At 72.6% G+C, this 20,822-nt stretch carries 16 protein-coding genes; 10 read left to right on the top strand and 6 right to left on the bottom strand.

Translation table 11 applies throughout. The features are described 5' to 3' along the window. Positions 1-40 precede the first annotated feature (40 nt). Positions 41-2,368: an ArnT family glycosyltransferase gene (locus tag ACZ7KF_RS17830; RefSeq protein ID WP_471075169.1), complete on the top strand. Its 2,328-nt coding sequence runs from the start codon at positions 41-43 to the stop codon at positions 2,366-2,368. Between the two features lie 110 nt (positions 2,369-2,478). On the opposite strand, the gene ACZ7KF_RS17825 is transcribed toward ACZ7KF_RS17830, so the two are convergent. Genes ACZ7KF_RS17825 through ACZ7KF_RS17815 form a run of 3 tightly spaced genes read right to left on the bottom strand, consistent with a single transcriptional unit; the run spans position 2,479 to position 6,658 of the window. After that, on the bottom strand, positions 2,479-4,164 hold the full coding sequence (locus ACZ7KF_RS17825) for a thiamine pyrophosphate-binding protein (protein WP_471075166.1): 1,686 nt from the start codon (positions 4,162-4,164) through the stop codon (positions 2,479-2,481). After that, a complete protein-coding gene (gene speB, locus ACZ7KF_RS17820) occupies positions 4,161-5,141 on the bottom strand; it encodes an agmatinase (protein ID WP_471075163.1) in 981 nt (326 codons plus the stop codon). Before speB ends, ACZ7KF_RS17825 begins: the two co-directional genes overlap by 4 nt. 56 nt (positions 5,142-5,197) lie before the next feature. Then, the gene (locus tag ACZ7KF_RS17815; RefSeq protein ID WP_471075160.1) at positions 5,198-6,658 is read right to left on the bottom strand and encodes a sodium:solute symporter family protein; all 1,461 of its coding nucleotides are present in this window, start codon (positions 6,656-6,658) and stop codon (positions 5,198-5,200) included. Positions 6,659-6,826: 168 nt separating this feature from the next. On the opposite strand from ACZ7KF_RS17815, the gene ACZ7KF_RS17810 reads away from it, so the two are divergent. The 3 genes from ACZ7KF_RS17810 (at position 6,827) to ACZ7KF_RS17800 (ending at position 9,663) form a co-directional block, all read left to right on the top strand. Then, entirely contained in the window at positions 6,827-8,341 is a 1,515-nt protein-coding gene (locus tag ACZ7KF_RS17810) for a PucR family transcriptional regulator ligand-binding domain-containing protein (RefSeq protein WP_471075157.1), read from the top strand. Between the two features lie 61 nt (positions 8,342-8,402). Beyond that, positions 8,403-9,191: a phosphatase gene (locus ACZ7KF_RS17805; protein ID WP_471075154.1), complete on the top strand. Its 789-nt coding sequence runs from the start codon at positions 8,403-8,405 to the stop codon at positions 9,189-9,191. A 94-nt stretch (positions 9,192-9,285) separates the two neighbouring features. Beyond that, positions 9,286-9,663: a hypothetical protein gene (locus tag ACZ7KF_RS17800; protein WP_471075152.1), complete on the top strand. Its 378-nt coding sequence runs from the start codon at positions 9,286-9,288 to the stop codon at positions 9,661-9,663. A gap of 314 nt (positions 9,664-9,977) precedes the next feature. On the opposite strand, the gene ACZ7KF_RS17795 is transcribed toward ACZ7KF_RS17800, so the two are convergent. The 3 genes from ACZ7KF_RS17795 to ACZ7KF_RS17785 form a co-directional block, all read right to left on the bottom strand. After that, positions 9,978-10,853 carry an acyl-CoA thioesterase gene (locus ACZ7KF_RS17795; protein ID WP_471075149.1) on the bottom strand — a complete coding sequence of 292 codons (876 nt, stop codon included), beginning with the start codon at positions 10,851-10,853 and terminating at the stop codon, positions 9,978-9,980. A 35-nt stretch (positions 10,854-10,888) separates the two neighbouring features. Next, positions 10,889-12,046: an acyl-CoA dehydrogenase family protein gene (locus ACZ7KF_RS17790; RefSeq protein WP_471075146.1), complete on the bottom strand. Its 1,158-nt coding sequence runs from the start codon at positions 12,044-12,046 to the stop codon at positions 10,889-10,891. A 157-nt stretch (positions 12,047-12,203) separates the two neighbouring features. Further along, a complete protein-coding gene (locus ACZ7KF_RS17785) occupies positions 12,204-12,800 on the bottom strand; it encodes an SACE_7040 family transcriptional regulator (RefSeq protein WP_471075144.1) in 597 nt (198 codons plus the stop codon). A 97-nt stretch (positions 12,801-12,897) separates the two neighbouring features. Here ACZ7KF_RS17785 and ACZ7KF_RS17780 point away from each other — a divergent pair, with 97 nt between their 5' ends. The 6 genes from ACZ7KF_RS17780 to ACZ7KF_RS17755 all read left to right on the top strand — a co-directional run bounded on the left by ACZ7KF_RS17780 (position 12,898) and on the right by ACZ7KF_RS17755 (position 20,718). Continuing rightward, positions 12,898-14,514, top strand: a complete 1,617-nt coding sequence (locus tag ACZ7KF_RS17780) for a carboxyl transferase domain-containing protein (protein WP_471075141.1) — start codon at positions 12,898-12,900, stop codon at positions 14,512-14,514. A gap of 11 nt (positions 14,515-14,525) precedes the next feature. Beyond that, a complete protein-coding gene (locus tag ACZ7KF_RS17775; protein WP_471075138.1) occupies positions 14,526-16,439 on the top strand; it encodes an acetyl/propionyl/methylcrotonyl-CoA carboxylase subunit alpha in 1,914 nt (637 codons plus the stop codon). A 17-nt stretch (positions 16,440-16,456) separates the two neighbouring features. Continuing rightward, the gene (locus tag ACZ7KF_RS17770; RefSeq protein WP_471075465.1) at positions 16,457-17,377 is read left to right on the top strand and encodes a hydroxymethylglutaryl-CoA lyase; all 921 of its coding nucleotides are present in this window, start codon (positions 16,457-16,459) and stop codon (positions 17,375-17,377) included. A gap of 5 nt (positions 17,378-17,382) precedes the next feature. Continuing rightward, entirely contained in the window at positions 17,383-18,543 is a 1,161-nt protein-coding gene (locus ACZ7KF_RS17765) for an acyl-CoA dehydrogenase family protein (RefSeq protein WP_471075135.1), read from the top strand. A gap of 128 nt (positions 18,544-18,671) precedes the next feature. Further along, positions 18,672-19,721: an ABC transporter substrate-binding protein gene (locus ACZ7KF_RS17760; RefSeq protein ID WP_471075132.1), complete on the top strand. Its 1,050-nt coding sequence runs from the start codon at positions 18,672-18,674 to the stop codon at positions 19,719-19,721. A 142-nt stretch (positions 19,722-19,863) separates the two neighbouring features. Beyond that, positions 19,864-20,718, top strand: coding sequence for a siderophore-interacting protein (locus ACZ7KF_RS17755; RefSeq protein ID WP_471075129.1), 855 nt, complete (start codon positions 19,864-19,866; stop codon positions 20,716-20,718). Positions 20,719-20,822: the final 104 nt, after the last annotated feature.

Genomic DNA, 20,822 nt, shown 5'->3' with positions numbered 1-20,822 from the left:
ACCACAGCGCGCACCCATCGCCGGTCGGCACGGTGCCCTGGTGACATCTGCCACCGATCCCCTCCCCCGCGCGACGACCGCGCCCGCCCCCGGGCCGCCGTCCCCCGCCGCGCCACGCGATCCGGCGCCCCGCCGGTCGCTCCCCGCACTGCTCGCGATCCTGCCGCTCGCGGCGGTGCTCTACGCCTGGAACCTCTCCGGATCCGGCCTCAACAGCTTCTACAGCGCGGCCGTGCTGAGCGGCACCGAGAGCTGGAAGGCGTGGTTCTTCGGCTCCCTGGACGCGGGGAACTTCCTCACCGTCGACAAACCGCCGCTCGCCCTCATGGTCATGGGCCTGTCCTGCCGTCTCTTCGGCTTCGGCACCTGGCAGATGATGGCGCCGATGATCGTGGCCGCGCTGGCCACGATCTGGATCCTGCACGCCACGGTGAAGCGCGTCTGGGGCCACGGGGCCGCCGCGTCGGCCGCCCTGGTGCTGGCGCTGACCCCCATCACGGTCGCCATCAACCGGGACAACAACCCCGACACCCTGCTGGTCCTGCTGATGACCGGCGGCGCGGCCCTGGGCCTGCGCGCGGTGACGAACGGCCGGCTGCTGCCGCTCGCCGGCTCGGCGGTCTGCTTCGGTCTGGCCTTCAACACCAAGATGCTCCAGGGCTGGATCGCGCTGCCCGCCGTCTTCGCGGTGTACCTGTGCGCGACCCGGCTCCCGCTCGCGAAGCGGATCCTCAACCTGGCCGCGGCCGCCGTGGCGTTGGCGGTGTCGAGCTTCTGGTGGGCGGCGGCCGTCTCGCTGGTGCCCGCCTCCGAGCGCCCGTACATCGGCGGCTCGGCGGACGGCACCGCCTGGAACCTGATCACGGGCTACAACGGCCTCGGCCGGGTCCTCGGCGGCGACGGCAACATGGGCGGCGGGGGCGGGGGCGGCGGCTTCTCCGGCACGGCGGGCATCGGCCGGCTCTTCAACGACGTCCTCGGCGGCCAGATCTCCTGGCTGCTGCCCTTCTCGGCCGTGGCCCTGGTCGCCGGCCTGGTCCTGTGCGGCCGGGCACCGCGCACCGATCTCACCCGGGCCGCGCTGGTGCTGTGGGGCGGCTGGACGGCCCTGCACTACCTGACGTTCGCGCTGGCCGAGGGCACCATGCACCCGTACTACACGACCGCTCTGGCGCCGGGCATCGCCGCGCTGTGCGGCGGCGGTGGCGTGATGCTGTGGCGGGCCTTTCGCGCGCACCGGCGAGGGGCCTGGGTGCTGCCGGCGGCCCTCGCCGTGACGGGTCTGTGGGCGGTCGTGCTGCTGCGCCGGGCCTCCGGCTGGCACACCTGGCTGTGGCCGGCCGTCGGTGTGGTCATGGCGGCGGCGATCACCGGTCTGCTCCTCTTCCGCACCGGCACCCGGGTACGGCTGCTGGCCGCGTCCCTGGCGGCGGCCGTGCTCGCCGCGCTGGCGGGCCCGGCGGCCTACGCCTGGTCCGTGCCGTCGGGCTCCGGCGGCGGCATGGGCGGTACGAACCCCACGGCCGGCCCGTCGACGGGGGGCGGCTTCGGCGGCGGACCGGGCGGCGGTGGCGGCCGGGGCGGGTTCCCCGGTGGCGGAGAGCTGCCGCGGCAGGGCGGCCGGAGCGGCGGGAACGCCGAGGCGGGCGCAGGGAACGCCGAAGCGGGCGCCGGCTTCCCGGGCGGGACCGTGCCCGGCGGCGGTGAGCTGCCCGGCGGCGGGCAGCAGGCCGGTGGCTTCCCGGGCGGGGGCCCGAACGGCGAACCCCCGGACGGCGAACTCCCGAACGGCGAACTCCCTGGCGCCGAGGGCACCTCGGGCGGTACGGCACCCGGGGGCACGGGCGGAACCGGCCGCATGGGCGGCGGCATGGGCACGGGCGGCGCGAGCGGCGAGCTGATCGCGTATCTCGAGAAGCACCAGGACGGCGCGAAGTGGCTGCTCGCGGTGTCGGGTTCACAGAGCGCGGCCCAGCTGATCCTCGACAGCCGCGAACCGGTGATCTCCATGTGGGGCTGGTCGGGCACGGACAAGGCGATGACCCTGGCCAGGCTGAAGGAGCTGGTGAAGAAGGGCGAGCTGCACTACGTCCAGCTCGGCGGCGGCATGGGCGGGGGCACGGGGGGCGAGGGCGACAGCGTCAGCTCCGAGGTCACGGCGTGGGTGCAGAAGCACGGGACGGCGGTGGAGGAGAGCGCGTACGGCAGCAGTTCGGCGTCGGACGCGTCCTCTGCGTCGTCCTCGAAGCCGGACTCGTCCGCGCCCTCGAAGCCGTCGGACGCGTCCTCGGACTCCTCGTCGGCGAGTGCCGCGGATGCCACGAGCCGGTCCACGGTCTACCGCCTGGACCCGTCGGACGTGGGCTGAGCCCGGTCACCGCGACGGACCACGCGGCGCGCGCCGAGAGCCTCCGGTGGCCCTCGGCGCGCGCCGCATCGGCAAGACGGTCGGGCGGAGCTGCCGCTTCCGCCCCTTGGTCAGCCCAGATGCGTCGGCGCGAACATCCGCAGCACCGCCGGGAGTACGACCACCGAGGGACCGGGCGCGGACAGCGCCTTCGTCAGGTCCTCCGCCAGCGTCTCCGGAGTCGTGCGCACCCCCGGCACCCCGAAGGACTCCGCCAGGGCCACGTAGTCGGGGCGGGTCAGTTCCGTCGCCGTGGCCTGGCCGAAGGCGTCCGTCATGTACTCGCGGAGGATGCCGTAGCCGCCGTCGTCGACGATCAGCCAGGTGACCGGGAGGTCGTACTGCCGCGCCGTGGCGAGTTCGGCGATCGAGTAGAGGGCGCCTCCGTCGCCGGACACCGCCAGCACGGGCCGGGTCGGGTCCGCCGCCGCCGCGCCGAGGGCCGCCGGGAAGCCGTAGCCGAGGCCGCCCGCGCCCTGGGCCGAGTGCATGGTGTTCGCGCCCCGCGGGTCGAACGCCGACCAGGCCCAGTACGCCAGGATCGTCATGTCCCAGAAGGACGGGGAGTCGGCGGGCAGGGCGCGGCGGACCGACGCCAGCACGTCCTGCTCCAGGGTGAGTTCCTGGCCGGAGATGCGGTCGGCGACCTTCGCGAGCAGCTCCCGTACCCGCCGCGGTGCCGTCTCGTCCGTCCGCTCCTCCACCGTCTCCAGCAGGGCCTGGAGCGCGAGGCGGGCGTCCGCGTGGATACCGAGGGCCGGGTGGTTGGACTCCAGCTTGCCGAGGTCCGCCTCGATCTGGATCACTCGGCCGCGGGGCTTGAACGTGTGGTAGTTGGAGGACAGTTCGCCCAGGCCCGAGCCGACCACCAGGAGTACGTCCGCGTCCTCCAGGAAGTCCGTGGTGTGGCGGTCCTCCAGCCAGGACCGCATCGACAGCGGGTGCTCCCAGGGGAAGGCGCCCTTGCCGCCGAACGTCGTCACCACGGGCGCGTCCAGCTTCTCGGCGAGCTGGAGCAGCTTGCCGGAGGCGTCGGAGCGCACGACCCCGCCGCCCGCGATGATCGCCGGACGGGCCGCGTTCGACAGCAGGTCGGCGGCGACCGCCGTCAGCTCGGGGCGCGGGACCAGGTCGTCCGGGGCCGCGTCCATCGCCGTCACCACGGGCAGGGCGGTCTCGGCCAGGAGGACGTCCTGCGGGATCTCCACCCACACCGGGCCGTGCGGGGCCGTCAGGGACGACTGCCAGGCCGCCGCGATGGCGGACGGGATCTGGGACGGGGTGCGGACGGTGTGGACCGACTTGACGACGCCCCGGAACGAGGCCGCCTGGTCCGGGAGTTCGTGGAGGTAGCCGTGCCGGCCGCCGCCGAGGCCCGCGGTGGGGATCTGGCTGCTGATCGCCAGGACGGGGGCGGAGGCGGCCGCCGCCTCCTGGAGGGCCGCGAGGGAGGTCAGGGCGCCCGGGCCGGTGGAGAGGAGGAGCGGGGCCGCCTCGCCGGTGATCCTGCCGTACGCGTCGGCGGCGAAGCCCGCGTTGTTCTCCACCCGCAGGCCGACGTAGCGGAGCGAGGAGCGGCGCAGGGCGTCGAACATGCCGAGCGCGTGCTGGCCGGGCAGGCCGAAGACCGTGGTCGCGCCGAGCCCGGCCAGTGTCTCCACGACCAGGTCTCCGCCGTTGCGCCCCGGGGGAGGGTTCAGGGCGGCGGTGATCTGCGCCGGCGTCGGGCGGAGTACCAGGTCGTGGTCGTGGGTCACTTCGCTTCCGCGTCCTTCCGGGCCGCCGCGATCTGGCGGCTCATGATGGTGGTCAGTTCGTAGGCCGTGTGGGAGGCGGCCACCGAGGTGATCTCCGCGTGGTCGTACGCGGGGGCGACCTCGACGACGTCCGCGGAGACCAGGTTGCAGGAGGCCAGCCCGCGCAGGATCTCCAGCAGCTCGCGGGAGGTCATGCCGCCGGCCTCCGGGGTGCCGGTGCCGGGCGCGTGGGCCGGGTCGAGGCAGTCGATGTCGATGGAGATGTACAGCGGGCGGTCGCCGATGCGCTGGCGGAGCTGGTCGGCCACCTCGTCGGCGCCCCGGCGGTAGATGTCCGCGGAGGTGACGATGCCGAAGCCCATCTTCTCGTCGTCGGTCAGGTCCTGCTTGCCGTACAGCGGGCCGCGGGTGCCGACGTGGGAGAGCGCCTCGGTGTCGAGGATGCCCTCCTCCACCGCGCGGCGGAACGGGGTGCCGTGGGTGTACTCGGCGCCGAAGTAGGTGTCCCAGGTGTCCAGGTGGGCGTCGAAGTGGAGCAGGGCCACCGGGCCGTGCTTCTTCGCGACCGAGCGGAGGAGGGGCAGGGCGATGGTGTGGTCGCCGCCGAGGGTCATCAGGCGGGCGCCGGTGCCGAGCAGGTCGTCGGCGGCGGCCTCGACGGTCTCCACGGCCTCGTTGATGTTGAACGGGTTCACGGCGATGTCGCCGCCGTCCGCGACCTGGGCGAGGGCGAAGGGCGAGGCGTCCTGCGCCGGGTTGTACGGGCGCAGCAGCCGGGACGCCTCACGGATGGCGTTGCCGCCGAAGCGGGCGCCCGGCCGGTACGAGACGCCGGAGTCGAACGGCACGCCCACGACGGCGACGTCGGCGGTGCCGACCTCGTCGAGGCGGGGCAGCCGGGCGAAGGTCGCGGGGCCGGCGTACCGCGGGATGCGGGAGGAGTCGACAGGGCCGCGGGGCGTCTCGTTGCTGCTCATGGTGAATTGCCTTCTTTCTTGCGCTTCATCGCGCATGTACTGCTTTCCCTACGACTCTACTGGTGAGCCGGGACCGGTTCGGACGCGAGTTCGGGGGACCGCCCGGCGAGGCGCTCCCGCCAGGTGGCGAGGACCGCCTCGTCGGTGGGCTTCGTCGCCAGGGAGACGGCGAGGTAGACCACGAGGGAGGCGAGCAGGCCGTAGTAGACGGGCTCGTTGGCGAGGATGCCGTAGCCGGCCATCAGGCCGATGACGGCGAGGCCGCCGACGATCACGGAGGCCAGCGCGCCCTGGACCGTGCCGCGCTTCCACAGCAGTCCGCCGAGGATGGGGACGAGCAGGCCGCCGACGAGCAGGTTGTAGGCCACGGTGAGCGCCTCGACCACGTTGTTCAGCGCGATCGCCGTGCCGATCACGGCCAGGCCCATGACGAGGATGAAGGCGCGGTTGCCCGCGACCTCGTCGTGCTGCTCGCCGTCGCGCCGCACGAGCCCGCGCAGCCGCGACCAGATGTCGTTGTTGGCGACGGTGGCGCAGGCGATCAGGGCGCCGGAGGAGGTCGACATCACGGCGGCCAGGGCGGCGGCCAGCACGAGCCCGCGCACCCCGACGGGGAGTTCGTCCTTGACGATGGTGGCGAAGGCGTCGTCGGGGCTGCCCAGCTCGGGGTAGAGCACCTTGGCGGCGGTGCCGATCACCGCGCCGGCGAGGGCGTAGACCAGGCAGTAGGTGCCGGCCACGGTGCCGCCCCACTTGGCGGTCCTGTCGCCGCGGGCGGTGAACACGCGCTGCCAGATGTCCTGGCCGATCAGCATGCCGAAGGTGTAGATCAGCACATAGGTGAAGATCGTCTCGCCGCCGATGCCCAGCGGGTCGAAGTAGGAGGTCGGGAGCTTGGCCTTCATCTCGGAGAAGCCGCCGGCCTTGACGACCGCGATCGGCAGCAGCAGGAGCAGCACGCCGATCGTCTTGACCACGAACTGCACCATGTCGGTGAGGGTGATCGACCACATGCCGCCGAGGGTGGAGTAGGCGACGACGATCGAGCCGCCGAGGACGATCGCGACGGTCCGGTTCATGTCGAACAGGACATCGAAGATCGTGGCGTAGGCGATGGTGGAGGTCACCGCGAGCATCAGGGTGTACGCCCACATGACCACGCCCGAGATCACACCGGCCCGGCCGCCGTAGCGCAGGTCGAGCATCTCGGAGACGGTGTAGACCTTCAGCCGGGCGATGCGGGCGGAGAAGAAGACGGAGAGGGCCAGCAGGCCGAGGCCGATGGTGAAGACCATCCAGGCGCCGGAGAGACCGTACTGGTAGCCCAGGCCCACCCCGCCGATGGTGGAGGCGCCGCCCAGGACGATCGCCGCCATGGTGCCGGAGTACATGGCGGGTCCGAGACGGCGGCCCGCCACCAGGAACTCGCTCTTCGACTTGGCGCGGCGCATGCCCCACCAGCCCATGGCCAGCATGCCGGCCAAGTAGAGGACGATCACTGTGTAGTCGACGGCCATGGGCCCTCCTTCGCGCACTGTCGGTGGCGTGTCGTGCAAAGACGTGGGGTGTGACGGCAGCGGATCGCGGGGACATCCGCCCGTACCCGCGGCTGCCGTTCCGTGTTGACCTTAGGTGGCCGGAAAGCGACTGCGAAGAGTACGTTTCATCCATATGAACGGGGCGGGATGGAGGAAACGCACATCATGCCGGAGACGATCACCCCAGCCGTCCCACCGACCCCACCGGTACCGCTGACGGCCCTGCTGGCCCGGGAGGACCTGGGCCTGCGGCAGATCGCGGGCCCCGCGGACCCGGACGTCGTCGTCCACTGGGCGCACACCTCGGAGATGGCCGACCCCTATCCGTACCTGCTGGGCGGCGAGCTGCTGCTGACGGCCGGGGTGCACGTCCCGGAGGCGGCCGGCAGCGGCACCTACTTCGACGACTACGTCTCCCGGATCGTCGAGGCGGGCGGCGCGGCCCTGGGCTTCGGGCTGGTCCCGGTGCACGACACGGTCCCGCGGGCCCTGGTCGCCGCCTGCGACCACCACGGCCTGCCGCTGCTGGAGGTGCCGCCGCAGACCACCTTCTCCGGCGTGGCCCGCGCGGTCTGGCAGCTGATGGCCCAGGCCCGGATGGCCGAGCTGCGGCGGGTCACGGAGGCCCAGCAGAGCCTCGCGGCGGCCGCGTCCCGGCCGGATCCGGTCCCCTCGGTGCTGCGTCAGCTGGCCCAGCGCCTGGGCGGCCGGGCCGTGCTGTACGGGCCCGACGGCACGGAGGTCGCGGGGGCGGGGCGGGAGGCACCGGGCAGCGTGCGCTCGGCGCTGGCCGCGCTGTCCGCGGTGGTCAGGCCGACGGCCAGGACGACCGCCCCGCAGCCCACCTCCGCCACGGACACCCTCGGGGCCACCCATCTCGCCGTGTACGCCCTGGGCGCCGGCGAGGGCTTCGTGCTCGGGGTGGCCACGCCCCGGCGCGAGCCCGGTGATCACACCATCGCCTCCGTCGCCGCCGTACTGCTGGCCCTGCTGACCGGCGAGCACCAGAGCGGGGCCGGGGCCGCCCGGTCCTCCGCGCTCGTACGGCTGCTGCTGGGCGCCCCGCCCGAGGAGGTGGCCCCGCTGCTGGGCACCGGGCGGTGGCTCGTCGTGCACGCGCGGCCGGAGGCCCAGGCCCCGGACGCGGTCGCCGCCTCCGCGCTCGGCGCCGCCCTGGGGTCGCCGCTGGTCGACCTCGCCCGGGACGTCGTACGGGTGCTGGTCCCGGCGGACCGGGAGCCGGAGCCGCAGCCCGGCTGGACGCTCGGGGTGAGTGCGCCGGCCGGGCCGCCGGAGTGGCCGGCCGCCGACACCCAGGCCGCCCGCGCCCTCGCCCGGGCCCGCGCCACCCGCACCCCCCTGCTCCGGCACCCCGCCCGGCCCGCGCTGGCGGACCTGGTGCCGCGCACGGACGCCGAGACGCACGCCCGCACCCTGCTCGCCCCCCTCTCCGGCCAGTCCGCGCTCGCCGAGACCCTGCGCACCTGGCTGTCGCTGCACGGCAGTTGGGACCGCACGGCGGTGGCGCTGGGCGTGCACCGCAACACCGTGCGGCAGCGGATCACCCGCTGCACGGCCCTGCTCGCCGCCGACCTGGACGACCCGGACGTGCGCATGGAGCTGTGGTTCGCGCTGCGCGGGGCTGATCCGGCGGCCGAGTGACGCCCGTCCCAGCGGGCGATATGCCGAGGACTCCCACGGCCCGCTGCCTCACAATGAAGGCATGCCGATACCCGGGACACCCAGCCGCGCCCAGCTCGTCGACCACCTGGTGCGCACCCGTATCGCGGGGGACGTCGCCACGCCCCGCGAGAACAACCTCTCCCACTACCGTCAGCTCGCCAATGGTGTCCGCAACTTCTGGTTCGGTCTGGAGCTGGGCGACCGCTGGACCGACGAGCAGGACGTGCTCGCGGTGATGGCGGAGCGGGTGGGTGTCAACGACGACCCGGAGTACCGGTACGGGCAGGACACCATCGACCCCGACCTGACGGTGGACGCGCTGGACCGGATGGCGGCGCGGCTGCGCAAGGCGGCCGAGGGGCGCCAGCGGGTGCTGTTCGCGACCGGACACCCGGGCGGCCTGCTGGACGTGCACCGTGCCACGGCCGCCGCGCTGCGCGCCGCCGGCTGTGAGATCGTCGTCATCCCGGACGGGCTGCAGACGGACGAGGGGTACGTCATGCAGTTCGCGGACGTGGCCGTGCTGGAGCACGGGGCGACGCTGTGGCACACCCACTCCGGGGAGCCGATGCGGGCCATTCTGACCGGACTCGAGCGCGCGGGGCGCCCGTTGCCGGACCTGGTGGTCGCCGACCACGGCTGGGCCGGGTACGCGGGCCGGCACGGCGTCGACTCCGTCGGGTACGCCGACAGCAACGACCCCGCGCTGTTCCTCGCCGAGGCCGAGGGAACCGTGCAGGTGGTCGTCCCGCTCGACGACCACGTGGTGAGCCCGCGCTACTACGACCCGATGACGGCCTATCTGCTCGCCGAGGCGAACCTGACCTGACGGACCGGCGGCACACCCGCCCCCGGACCGGCAAGGCGCGATGTGCGGCCCCACCGAAGGAGCCGCACATCGTGTTCAGTTCGCGGTCGGGTCAGTGACCGCCACCTCCTCCGCCGCCGCCGTGACCGCCGCCACCGCCGCCGCCGTGGCCGCCGCCACCGCCGCCGCCGTGACCGCCACCGCCGCCGTAGCCGCCGCCACCGTGGTCGCCGCCGTAGCCGCCGCCGCCGTGGTCGCCGCCGTAGCCACCGTGGTCGCCACCGTAGCCATCGTGGTCGCCACCGTAGCCGTAGTCGTCATCGTCGTCGTCGCCCCAGCCGCCACCGCCGTGGTCGTCCCCATAGTCCCTGCTGTAGGAACCATGATCGCTGTGGTCCGAGGCGAAGGCGGTTCCGGCCGTGCCGAGCGCGGCTCCGCCGGCCAGCAGCAGGCCGGACGCGGAAATCGCGACAAGGCGCCTCGTGCGCTGTGATCGCATGGGAATACCTTCCATCTCCATCGTCTCTCACGGCTCCCGAGGGAAGGCGCGAGGTGGATGGCCGTCGCCGCTGCACATGCGGAAATGCGGCGCGGTCTTCAGGTGTCACCGCAGCCGTGTTCGAGAACGGCGACGCTCGCCGGCACCCACAGTCGACCCGCGCGTGATCGCGCCATCAGGTGCTGCGGCGAAGGCCCCGGGATTCCGGAAGACCCTGCGTGCCGGGCATGCCGTTCGCTGCGGCTTTCACTCCAAGAGCCTAGTCCCGCTTGCGTCACACGTCATCTCGAACGGCACCCCTGTCACAGTCACCTCGGGACGCGGACCACGCCCTCCTGGATGACCGAGATGGCGAGCCGCCCGTCCTGGGTGTAGATACGGGCCTGGCCGAGGCCGCGGCCGCCGTGCGCGGACGGCGACTCCTGGTCGTACAGCAGCCATTCGTCGGCCCGGAAGGGCCGGTGGAACCACATCGCGTGGTCCAGGGACGCGCCCACGACGTCCCCGACGGCCCAGCCGCCGCGCCCGTGGGCCAGCAGCACGGAGTCGAGCAGGGTCATGTCGGAGACGTAGGTGGCGAGGACGACGTGCAACAGCGCTTCGTCGATGGCGCCTTCGAGCTTGCCGTTGGTGCGGAACCACACCTGGGAGTGCGGTTCGCGCGGCGCGCCGTACTGCCCGTACGGCGGCTCGTCCACGTACCTGAGGTCGATCGCCTCGCGGGCCTCGAGGAACCTCTCGACCACCTCGGGGGCGAGGTGGCCGTAGCCGCGCAGCCGCTCCTGGGAGGTGGGCAGGGTCGCCGGGTCGGGCGAGACGGGCATGGGCGCCTGGTGCTCCAGCCCCTCCTCGTACGTCTGGAACGACGCCGAGAGATGGAAGATCGGCTTGCCGTGCTGGACGGCGACCACCCGGCGGGTGGTGAAGGACCGGCCGTCGCGGATCCGGTCCACGGTGTAGACGATCGGCGCGCCCGGATCGCCGGGGCGCAGGAAGTAGGCGTGCAGGGAGTGGGCCGGGCGGTCCGCGGGGACCGTCCGCCCGGCGGCGACCAGCGCCTGCGCCGCGACCTGCCCGCCGAAGACGCGGGGTACGACGGCGGAGCGGGACTGGCCGCGGAAGATGTCCTCCTCGATCTGCTCGAGGTCGAGCAGATCGAGGAGATCCTGGAGTGCCTGGCTCATGGCGTCAGTTGTACCGGCCAGTGATGGCGTGGGCCTTACAGACCCATGTCCTTGGCGATGATCGTCTTCATGATCTCGCTGGTGCCGCCGTAGATGCGGTTGACACGGTTGTCCGCGTACAGGCGGGCGATCGGGTACTCGTTCATGTAGCCGTAGCCGCCGTGCAGCTGGAGGCAGCGGTCGATCACTCGGTGCGCGACCTCGGTGCAGAACAGCTTCGCGGAGGCGGCCTCGGCGGGGGTCAGCTCGCCGGCGTCCAGGGCCTCCGTCGCGCGGTCGGCGACCGCCTCGGCGGCGTCCACCTCGGCCTGGCAGGCGGCCAGCTCGAACTTGGTGTTCTGGAAGTGGGCGACCGGCTTGCCGAAGACGGTGCGCTCCTGCACGTACTGCTTGGCGAACCGGACGGCGGCCTTGGCCTGCGCGTAGGCACCGAAGGCGATGCCCCAGCGCTCGGAGGCCAGGTTGTGGCCGAGGTAGGAGAAGCCCTTGTTCTCCTCGCCGAGCAGGTCCTCGGCCGGCACCTTGACGTCGACGAACGCCAGCTCGGCGGTGTCGGAGGTCTTCAGGCCGAGCTTGTCCAGCTTGCGGCCGACGGAGTAGCCCTCGGACTTGGTGTCGACGGCGAACAGCGAGATGCCGTGGCGGCGGTCCTCGGCGGTCGGCGCGGCGGTGCGGGCGCAGACGATCACCTTGTCGGCGTGCACACCGCCGGTGATGAAGGTCTTGGCGCCGTTGAGGACGTAGTGGGTGCCGTCCTCGGAGAGCTTGGCGGTGGTCTTCATGCCCGCGAGGTCCGAACCGGTGCCCGGCTCGGTCATCGCGATGGCCCACATCTCCTCGCCGGTGACGAACTTCGGCAGGTAACGCTTCTTCTGCTCGTCGGTGGCCAGCATCTTGATGTACGGCAGGGCGAGCAGCACGTGCACGCCGGAGCCGCCGAAGGCCACGCCCGCGCGGGCGGTCTCCTCGTAGACGACGGCCTCGAACTTGTGGGTGTCCAGGCCCGCGCCGCCGAACTCCTCCGGCACGCTGATGCCGAAGAGGCCCAGCTCACCGAGCTTGTAGTAGAAGTCGCGCGGCGCCTGGCCGGCGGCGAACCACTCGTCGTAGACCGGGACGACCTCTGCCTCGATGAAGGCGCGAAGGGTCTCCCGGAACGCCTCGTGATCCTCGTTGAACACCGTACGGCGCACGCCGCCACCTCCACGTACCTCGGCATGACTTCGGCATGTCTAAGCGCTTGCTCACTCAACCGTACCGGCGAGTACGGAATCCCGTCCAGGGGGGCACCGCCGTAATGCTCGTCACGCCCGGCCGCCCTCGGGCGGCCGGCACACGCGGCGGGGGGGCTTACCGCGCGCCGGCCGCCTCGAACGCCCCCCGCGCCATCCGGTGCAGCAGGGCCGCCGTCGTGCCCCGGCCGGGGAGCGTGCCGGCGCGGCCGAGGTGGGGGGTGGAGTTGAGCAGGCCGAAGACGGAGTGGACGGCCGAGCGGGCGGCCGGCTCGGTCAGCGCGGGGTACACCTCGCGGACCACCTCCACCCACAGCTCCACGTACTGCCGCTGGAGCTGGCGCACCAGCTTGCGGTCGCTGTCACGCAGCCGGTCCAGCTCCCGGTCGTGCAGGGTGATCAGCGGGCGGTCGTCCAGGGCGAAGTCGATGTGGCCCTCGATGAGGGAGTCCAGGGTCCGGCCCGCGGGCACTCCGTCGGCCTCCGCCAGCCGCCGCTTGGCCCCGGTGAGCAGCTGCCCGCTGATGCCGACCAGCAGCTCGGCGAGCATCGCGTCCTTGCCCGGGAAGTGGCGGTACAGACCGGGGCCGCTGATGCCGACCGCGGCGCCTATCTCGTCGACGCCGACGCCGTGGAAGCCGCGCTCGGCGAAGAGCCGGGCGGCCTCCTTCAGGATCTGCTCGCGGCGGGTCGGGGCGTCGGTTCTGGTGACCATGCGAACAATTCTAGACAGCGAGGTTAGCGGTCGTTAACCTGGTGGCGATGGTTAACGCTCATTAACTGGTTCGATCACCGGGTGAGGGGACCGCAGGATGCAGGAGGCACCGGAGCTCCGGAGCGCGGCAGATCCCGCGTCGGAGGCCTGGCGGGCCAATGAACAGGCTCATCTCGCGCTCGTGGAGGAGCTGCGCGCCAAGCTGGCCGCGGCGGCCCTCGGCGGGGGCGAGAAGGCGCGGGCCCGGCACACCGCGCGCGGCAAGCTGCTGCCGAGGGACAGGGTGGACACGCTGCTCGACGCGGGCTCGCCCTTCCTGGAGCTGGCCCCGCTCGCGGCCGACGGGATGTACGAGGGGCAGGCCCCGGCCGCGGGGGTGATCGCCGGGATCGGTCGGGTCAGCGGGCGCGAGTGCGTGATCGTCGCGAACGACGCCACGGTCAAGGGCGGCACGTACTACCCGATGACGGTGAAGAAGCACCTGCGCGCGCAGGAGGTGGCCCTGGACAACCGGCTGCCCTGCGTCTACCTGGTCGACTCCGGCGGCGCCTTCCTGCCCATGCAGGACGAGGTCTTCCCCGACCGGGACCACTTCGGCCGGATCTTCTACAACCAGGCCCGGATGTCCGGCGCGGGCATCCCGCAGATCGCGGCGGTCCTCGGTTCCTGCACGGCCGGCGGCGCGTACGTCCCGGCGATGAGCGACGAGGCCGTGATCGTCCGCGGTCAGGGCACGATCTTCCTCGGTGGTCCGCCGCTGGTGAAGGCGGCCACCGGCGAGGTCGTCACGGCGGAGGAACTGGGCGGCGGCGAGGTGCACTCCCGGGTCTCCGGGGTCACCGACCATCTCGCCGAGGACGACGCGCACGCCCTGCGGACCGTCCGGAACATCGTGGCCACGCTCCCGGCCCGGCGGTCCCTGCCCTGGGAGGTGCAGCCGTCGGTCGAGCCGAAGGTGGATCCGTACGGGCTCTACGGCGCGGTCCCGGTCGACTCCCGCACGCCGTACGACGTCCGCGAGATCATCGCGCGCGTCGTCGACGGCTCCCGGTTCGCCGAGTTCAAGGCCGAGTTCGGGCAGACCCTGGTCACCGGCTTCGCACGGATCCACGGCCACCCGGTGGGCATCGTCGCCAACAACGGCATCCTGTTCTCCGAGTCCGCCCAGAAGGGCGCCCACTTCATCGAGCTGTGCGACCAGCGCGGCATCCCGCTGGTGTTCCTGCAGAACATCTCGGGCTTCATGGTCGGCAAGGACTACGAGGCCGGCGGCATCGCCAAGCACGGCGCCAAGATGGTGACGGCGGTCGCCTGCACGCGCGTGCCGAAGCTGACGGTGGTGGTCGGCGGCTCCTACGGCGCGGGCAACTACTCGATGTGCGGCCGGGCCTACTCCCCCCGTTTCCTGTGGATGTGGCCCAACGCCAAGATCTCGGTCATGGGCGGCGAGCAGGCCGCCTCCGTCCTCGCGACCGTCAAGCGGGACCAGCTCCAGGCGCGCGGCGAGGAGTGGCCCGCCGAGGACGAGGAGAGGTTCAAGGCGCCCGTCCGCGCGCAGTACGAGCGCCAGGGCAACGCCTACTACGCCACCGCCCGGCTCTGGGACGACGGCGTGATCGACCCGCTGGAGACCCGTCAGGTGCTGGGCCTCGCCCTGACGGCCTGCGCCAACGCGCCCCTGGGAGACCCCCAGTTCGGCGTCTTCCGGATGTGAGGAGGGGAACCGTGTTCGACACAGTGCTGGTGGCCAACCGGGGCGAGATCGCCGTACGCGTCATCCGTACGCTCCGCTCGCTGGGCGTGCGCTCGGTGGCGGTCTTCTCCGACGCCGACGCGGACGCGCGGCACGTCCGGGAGGCCGACACGGCGGTACGGATCGGCCCGGCGCCGGCCGCCGAGAGCTATCTGTCGGTGGAGCGGCTGCTGGAGGCCGCCGCCCGCACCGGCGCCCAGGCCGTCCACCCGGGCTACGGCTTCCTCGCGGAGAACGCGGGCTTCGCGCGCGCGTGCGAGAAGGCGGGGCTGGTCTTCATCGGCCCGTCGGCGGACGCCATCGCCTTGATGGGCGACAAGATCCGGGCCAAGGAGACGGTGGAGGCGGCCGGGGTGCCGGTGGTCCCCGGCGGCCGGGACCCCGAACTGGCGCGGGCGGCCCGCGAGCTGGGCGCGCCGGTGCTGCTGAAGCCGTCCGCGGGCGGCGGCGGCAAGGGCATGCGGCTGGTGCGGGACATCTCCGTCCTGGAGGAGGAGATCGCCGCCGCCCGCCGCGAGGCCCGCGCCTCCTTCGGCGACGACACCCTGCTGGTGGAGCGGTGGATCGACCGGCCCCGGCACATCGAGATCCAGGTGCTGGCCGACGGCCACGGGAACGTGGTCCACCTCGGCGAGCGCGAGTGCTCGCTCCAGCGGCGCCACCAGAAGATCGTCGAGGAGGCGCCGAGTGTGCTCCTCGACGAGCGGACCCGGGCGGCGATGGGCGAGGCGGCCGTGCAGGCGGCGCGCAGCTGCGGGTACCGGGGCGCGGGCACGGTGGAGTTCATCGTGCCGGGCGGGGACCCCTCGCAGTACTACTTCATGGAGATGAACACCCGCCTCCAGGTGGAGCACCCGGTCACCGAGCTGGTCACGGGCCTGGACCTGGTGGAGTGGCAGCTGCGGGTCGCGGCCGGTGAGCCGCTGGGCTTCGGGCAGGACGACGTGACCCTGACCGGGCACGCGGTGGAGGCCCGCATCTGCGCGGAGGACCCCGCGCGCGGCTTCCTCCCGTCCGGCGGCACGGTGCTCCTGCTGGCCGAGCCGGAGGGCGACGGCCTGCGCACCGACTCCGGGCTCAGCGAGGGCACCGAGGTGGGCAGCCTGTACGACCCGATGCTGTCCAAGGTGATCGCCTACGGCCCCGACCGGGCGACCGCGCTCAGGAAGCTGCGGGCGGCGCTCGCGGAGACCGTCACGCTGGGCGTGCAGACCAACGCGGGGTTCCTGCGCCGGCTGCTGGCCCATCCGGCGGTGGTGTCGGGCGAGCTGGACACCGGGCTGGTGGAGCGGGTGGTGGACGAACTGGTCCCCGCGGACGTGCCCGAGGAGGTGTACGAGGCGGCGGCGGCCGTGCGGCTGGCGGCGCTCGCCCCGCGCGCGGAGGGCTGGACCGACCCGTTCTCGGTGCCGAGCGGCTGGCGCCTGGGCGGCACTCCGAAGCCGCCCGCCTTCCCGCTCCGGGTCCAGGACCCGGTGACGTACACCCCCCGGGGCAGCCACACCGTCACCGGCGACCGGGTGACCGTCGCTCTCGACGGTGTCCGGCACACCTTCCGCCGGGTCGGCGACTGGCTGGGCCGCGAGGGTGACGCCTGGCAGGTGCGCGACCACGACCCGGTGGCGGCGTCGCTGAACCGCGCGTCCCACGCGGGCGCCGACTCGCTGACCGCCCCCATGCCCGGCACGGTGACCGTGGTGAAGGTCGCCGTGGGCGACGAGGTGAGCGCGGGACAGAGCCTGCTGGTGGTCGAGGCGATGAAGATGGAGCACGTCATCTCCGCCCCGCACGCCGGCACGGTCGCCGAGCTGGACGTGGCCCCGGGCGCGACGGTCGCCATGGACCAGGTGCTGGCCGTCATCGCCCCGAAGGAGGAGGCGGAGTGAGCGCCGAAGGACTGCCCATGGTCGTACCGGCCCAGGATCTGCCCGCGCGGGTGCGGATCCACGAGGTCGGCGCGCGCGACGGGCTGCAGAACGAGAAGTCGGCCGTCCCGACGGAGATCAAGGCGGAGTTCATCCGCCGGCTGGCCGACGCCGGCCTCACGACGATCGAGGCCACCAGTTTCGTGCATCCCCAGTGGGTGCCCCAACTGGCCGACGCCGAGGAGCTGTTCCCGCTCGTCAGCGGTCTCGGTGTCGAGCTGCCCGTGCTGGTGCCCAACCAGCGGGGCCTGGACCGGGCCCTCGCCCTCGGTGCCGAGCGCGTCGCCGTGTTCGCCAGCGCCACCGAGTCCTTCGCGAAGGCCAACCTCAACCGCACGCTGGACGAGTCACTCGCGGTGTTCGAGCCGGTGGTGCGGCGCGCCAAGGACGCGGACGTGCAGGTGCGCGGCTATGTGTCCATGTGCTTCGGCGACCCCTGGGAGGGCGCGGTGCCGCTCCACCAGGTGGCGCGGGTCTGCACGGCCCTGCGGGACATGGGCTGCGACGAGCTGAGCCTCGGCGACACGATCGGGGTCGCCACCCCCGGCCATGTCCTCGAACTGCTCTCCCTGCTCAACGAGGAGGGCGTGCCGACGAACACGATCGGCGTGCACTTCCACGACACCTACGGCCAGGCGCTCGCCAACACCCTGGCCGCCCTCCAGCACGGCGTGACCACGGTGGACGCCTCCGCGGGCGGCCTCGGCGGCTGCCCGTACGCCAAGTCCGCCACCGGCAACCTCGCCACCGAAGACCTCGTATGGATGCTGCACGGACTCGGCATCGAGACCGGGGTCGACCTCGGCCGTCTGACCGCCACGAGCGTGTGGATGGCCGCCCATCTGGACCGGCCCAGCCCGTCCCGTACCGTCCGCGCCCTCTCCCACAAGGACCAGTGATCAGCATGGACCACCGTCTCAGCCCCGAGCTGGAGGAACTCCGCCGCACGGTGGAGGAGTTCGCGCACGACGTCGTGGCGCCGAAGATCGGCGACTTCTACGAGCGGCACGAGTTCCCGTACGAGATCGTCCGCGAGATGGGCCGCATGGGCCTGTTCGGGCTGCCGTTCCCGGAGGAGTACGGCGGGATGGGCGGCGACTACCTGGCCCTCGGCATCGCCCTGGAGGAGCTGGCCCGGGTGGACTCCTCGGTGGCGATCACGCTGGAGGCGGGCGTCTCCCTGGGCGCCATGCCGCTCCACCTCTTCGGCACGGAGGAGCAGAAGCGCGAGTGGCTCCCCCGGCTCTGCGCGGGTGAGATCCTGGGCGCGTTCGGCCTGACCGAGCCGGACGGCGGCTCGGACGCGGGGGCCACCCGCACCACGGCCCGCCTGGACCCGGACACGGACGAATGGGTGATCAACGGCACGAAGTGCTTCATCACCAACTCGGGTACGGACATCACCGGTCTGGTCACCGTCACGGCGGTCACCGGCCGCAAGCCGGACGGCCGCCCGGAGATCTCGGCGATCATCGTGCCGTCCGGCACGCCGGGCTTCACGGTCGCGGCGCCCTACTCCAAGGTCGGCTGGAACGCCTCCGACACCCGCGAACTCGCCTTCCAGGACGTCCGGGTGCCCGCCGCCAACCTGCTCGGCGAGGAGGGCCGCGGCTACGCCCAGTTCCTGCGCATCCTGGACGAGGGCCGCATCGCCATCGCCGCGCTCGGGACGGGGCTGGCGCAGGGCTGCGTCGACGAGTCGGTGAAGTACGCGAAGGAACGGCACGCCTTCGGCAGGCCCATCGGCGCCAACCAGGCCATCCAGTTCAAGATCGCGGACATGGAGATGAAGGCGCACACGGCCCGTCTGGCCTGGCGCGACGCGGCCTCCCGCCTGGTGGCCGGTGAGCCGTTCAAGAAGGAGGCGGCCCTGGCCAAGCTGTACTCCTCCACGGTCGCCGTGGACAACGCCCGCGAGGCCACCCAGATCCACGGCGGCTACGGCTTCATGAACGAGTACCCGGTGGCCCGCATGTGGCGCGACTCCAAGATCCTGGAGATCGGCGAGGGCACGAGCGAGGTCCAGCGCATGCTGATCGCACGGGAGCTCGGCCTGGTGAGCTGAGACCCGCGCGGCACCGCGACGGGGCGGGGAGGGGGGACTCACCCTCTGGACAGGTACTGAGGTTAGGCTAACCTGACCTTCGCATCAGTCCGGTGGGTCCGCCCGCCCTGTTCGAAAGCAGCCGAGCCATGCCCAACACCCGTCCGACACCCTCACCTTCCCGCCGCGGCCTGCTCGCCGCCGGCGGTGCCCTCGCGCTCGGCGCCGCGCTCGCCGCCTGCGGGGACGACAAGGGCGAGGACGGCGACTCCGGCAAGGCCACCCGGGCGGGCACGTCCGGCCCCTGGAGCTTCAAGGACGACCGCGGTACGACCGTGAAGCTGGACAAGGCGCCCGCGAACATCGTCGCGTTCACCGGTGTCGGCGCCGCGCTGTACGACTACGGCATCCAGGTCAAGGGCGTCTTCGGGCCGACGAAGACCACCGCCGGCAAGCCCGACGTCCAGGCCGGCGACATGGACATCAGCAAGGTGACGGTCCTCGGCAACGCCTGGGGCCAGTTCAACATCGAGAAGTACGCGTCCCTCGCGCCGGACGTGCTCATCTCCACGATGTTCGACGACGCCGGCACCCTCTGGTACGTCCCGGACGAGTCGAAGAAGAAGATCGCCCAGCTCGCCCCCAGCGTCGGCGTCTCCGTCTACGACCGCCAGCTCACCCAGCCCCTGCAGCGCATGTGGGAGCTGGCGGAGTCGCTCGGCGCGGACATGAAGGCCGCCAAGGTCACCGACGCCAAGAAGCGGTTCGAGGACGCCGCCGCGCGGCTGCGCGCCGCTGCGAAGGCCAAGCCCGACATCAAGGTGATGGCCGGTTCCGCGAGCGACCAGCTGTTCTACGTCTCCGGCACCAACCTCTCCATCGACCTGGAGTACTTCAAGGCGCTCGGCGTGAACTTCGTGGAACCCCCCGAGAGCGCCAAGAAGCAGGGCGGCGGCTGGTACGAGTCGCTCAGCTGGGAGAACGTCGACAAGTACCAGGCCGACATCATCATGCTGGACGACCGCACCTCGGCGATCCAGCCGGCCGACATCACCAAGGCGACCTGGAAGAAGCTGCCCGCCGTGAAGGCGGGGCAGGTCATCGCCCGGTCCCCCGAGCCGATCCTGTCGTACGACAAGTGCGTGCCGCTGCTCACGCATCTGGCCGAGGCCCTGGAGAAGGCCAAGAAGGTCGCCTAGGCGCTCCACCGCGAGGGCCGGGCAGCGCCGTGGAGGCCCTCGCAGCAGGTGAACCGCCGGCCGTTCGTGGCTGGCCGGCCGGTTCCCCGCGCCCTCCCGGGGCGCGGTCCCCAGCCCCCTGAAACAGACTCAGGAGCCACCGATGACGACGGCCGTAGCCGCCCCGTTCCGTTTCTTCTCCCTTCAGGTCGTACGGACGAGGCGGCTCGGCCCGTCCCTGGTCCGGATCGGCTTCGCCGGCCCGGATCTGCACGCCTTCCACTCCCACGGCCGCGACCAGTCCCTGTCCCTGTTCCTGCCGCATCCGGGCCAGCCCGAGCCGGTCGTCCCGCTGGAGCTGGGCGACGGCTGGTGGCAGGGCTGGCGGGAACTGCCGGACGACGTGCGGGCGGTGATGCGCTCGTACACCCTGCGCGCCCTGCGGCGGGACGCCCAGGGCCACACGACCGGGATAGACATCGACTTCGCCCTGCACGGCATCGAGCCCGGTGCGCCCACCCCCGCCGGCCCGGCCTCCCGCTGGGCCGCGCGCGCCACCGCCGGCGACCGGGTTCTGCTGCTCGGCCCGGCCGTGGCCGACAACCGCGCGATCCGCTTCCGCCCGCCCGAGGACACCGGTCTCGTCGTCCTGTGCGCCGACGAGACGGCCGTACCCGCCGCGACCGCGATCCTCGAATCCCTCCCCGCCGGGACCCGCGCCCGCGCCTGGCTGGAGGTGCCGCACGCCGGTGACGTCCAGGACGTGCGCACGGAGGCGGACGCGGAGATCACGTGGCTCGTGCGGCACGACGGGTCCCCCATGGCCGTCGATGCCGTGCGAGCCGCCCGGCTGCCGGACGCCGAACGGCCGTACGTCTGGATCGCGGGCGAGTCCGGTCAGGTCAAGGCGTTGCGGCGGCACTTCGTGAGCGAGCGCGGGGTGGACCGGCGGCGCGTCACCTTCGTCGGCTACTGGCGGCAGGGGATGACGGAGGAGCAGCTCCGGGCCGCGGAGTAGCCCGCTCGCGGCGAAGTGTCTCCGGCCACTGGACAAGTACGCCCTGACGCCGTGAAACTTAGGTTAGGCTAACCTAAGTTGATCCCCGCACGGACCGTCCCTCG

The organism is Streptomyces sp. NPDC038200 (assembly GCF_055600785.1).
Note: the sequence above shows the minus strand (reverse complement) of the source record. Positions and strands in the feature narration are given on the sequence as shown.

Excerpts from the sequence above, each read along its gene's own strand:
- speB (WP_471075163.1), bottom strand. The coding sequence starts at position 5,141 with ATGAGCAGCAACGAGACGCCCCGCGGCCCTGTCGACTCCTCCCGCATC.
- ACZ7KF_RS17815 (WP_471075160.1), bottom strand. The coding sequence starts at position 6,658 with ATGGCCGTCGACTACACAGTGATCGTCCTCTACTTGGCCGGCATGCTG.
- ACZ7KF_RS17810 (WP_471075157.1), top strand. The coding sequence starts at position 6,827 with ATGGAGGAAACGCACATCATGCCGGAGACGATCACCCCAGCCGTCCCA.
- ACZ7KF_RS17805 (WP_471075154.1), top strand. The coding sequence starts at position 8,403 with ATGCCGATACCCGGGACACCCAGCCGCGCCCAGCTCGTCGACCACCTG.
- ACZ7KF_RS17795 (WP_471075149.1), bottom strand. The coding sequence starts at position 10,853 with ATGAGCCAGGCACTCCAGGATCTCCTCGATCTGCTCGACCTCGAGCAG.
- ACZ7KF_RS17785 (WP_471075144.1), bottom strand. The coding sequence starts at position 12,800 with ATGGTCACCAGAACCGACGCCCCGACCCGCCGCGAGCAGATCCTGAAG.
- ACZ7KF_RS17780 (WP_471075141.1), top strand. The coding sequence starts at position 12,898 with ATGCAGGAGGCACCGGAGCTCCGGAGCGCGGCAGATCCCGCGTCGGAG.
- ACZ7KF_RS17770 (WP_471075465.1), top strand. The coding sequence starts at position 16,457 with ATGGTCGTACCGGCCCAGGATCTGCCCGCGCGGGTGCGGATCCACGAG.
- ACZ7KF_RS17765 (WP_471075135.1), top strand. The coding sequence starts at position 17,383 with ATGGACCACCGTCTCAGCCCCGAGCTGGAGGAACTCCGCCGCACGGTG.
- ACZ7KF_RS17760 (WP_471075132.1), top strand. The coding sequence starts at position 18,672 with ATGCCCAACACCCGTCCGACACCCTCACCTTCCCGCCGCGGCCTGCTC.
- ACZ7KF_RS17755 (WP_471075129.1), top strand. The coding sequence starts at position 19,864 with ATGACGACGGCCGTAGCCGCCCCGTTCCGTTTCTTCTCCCTTCAGGTC.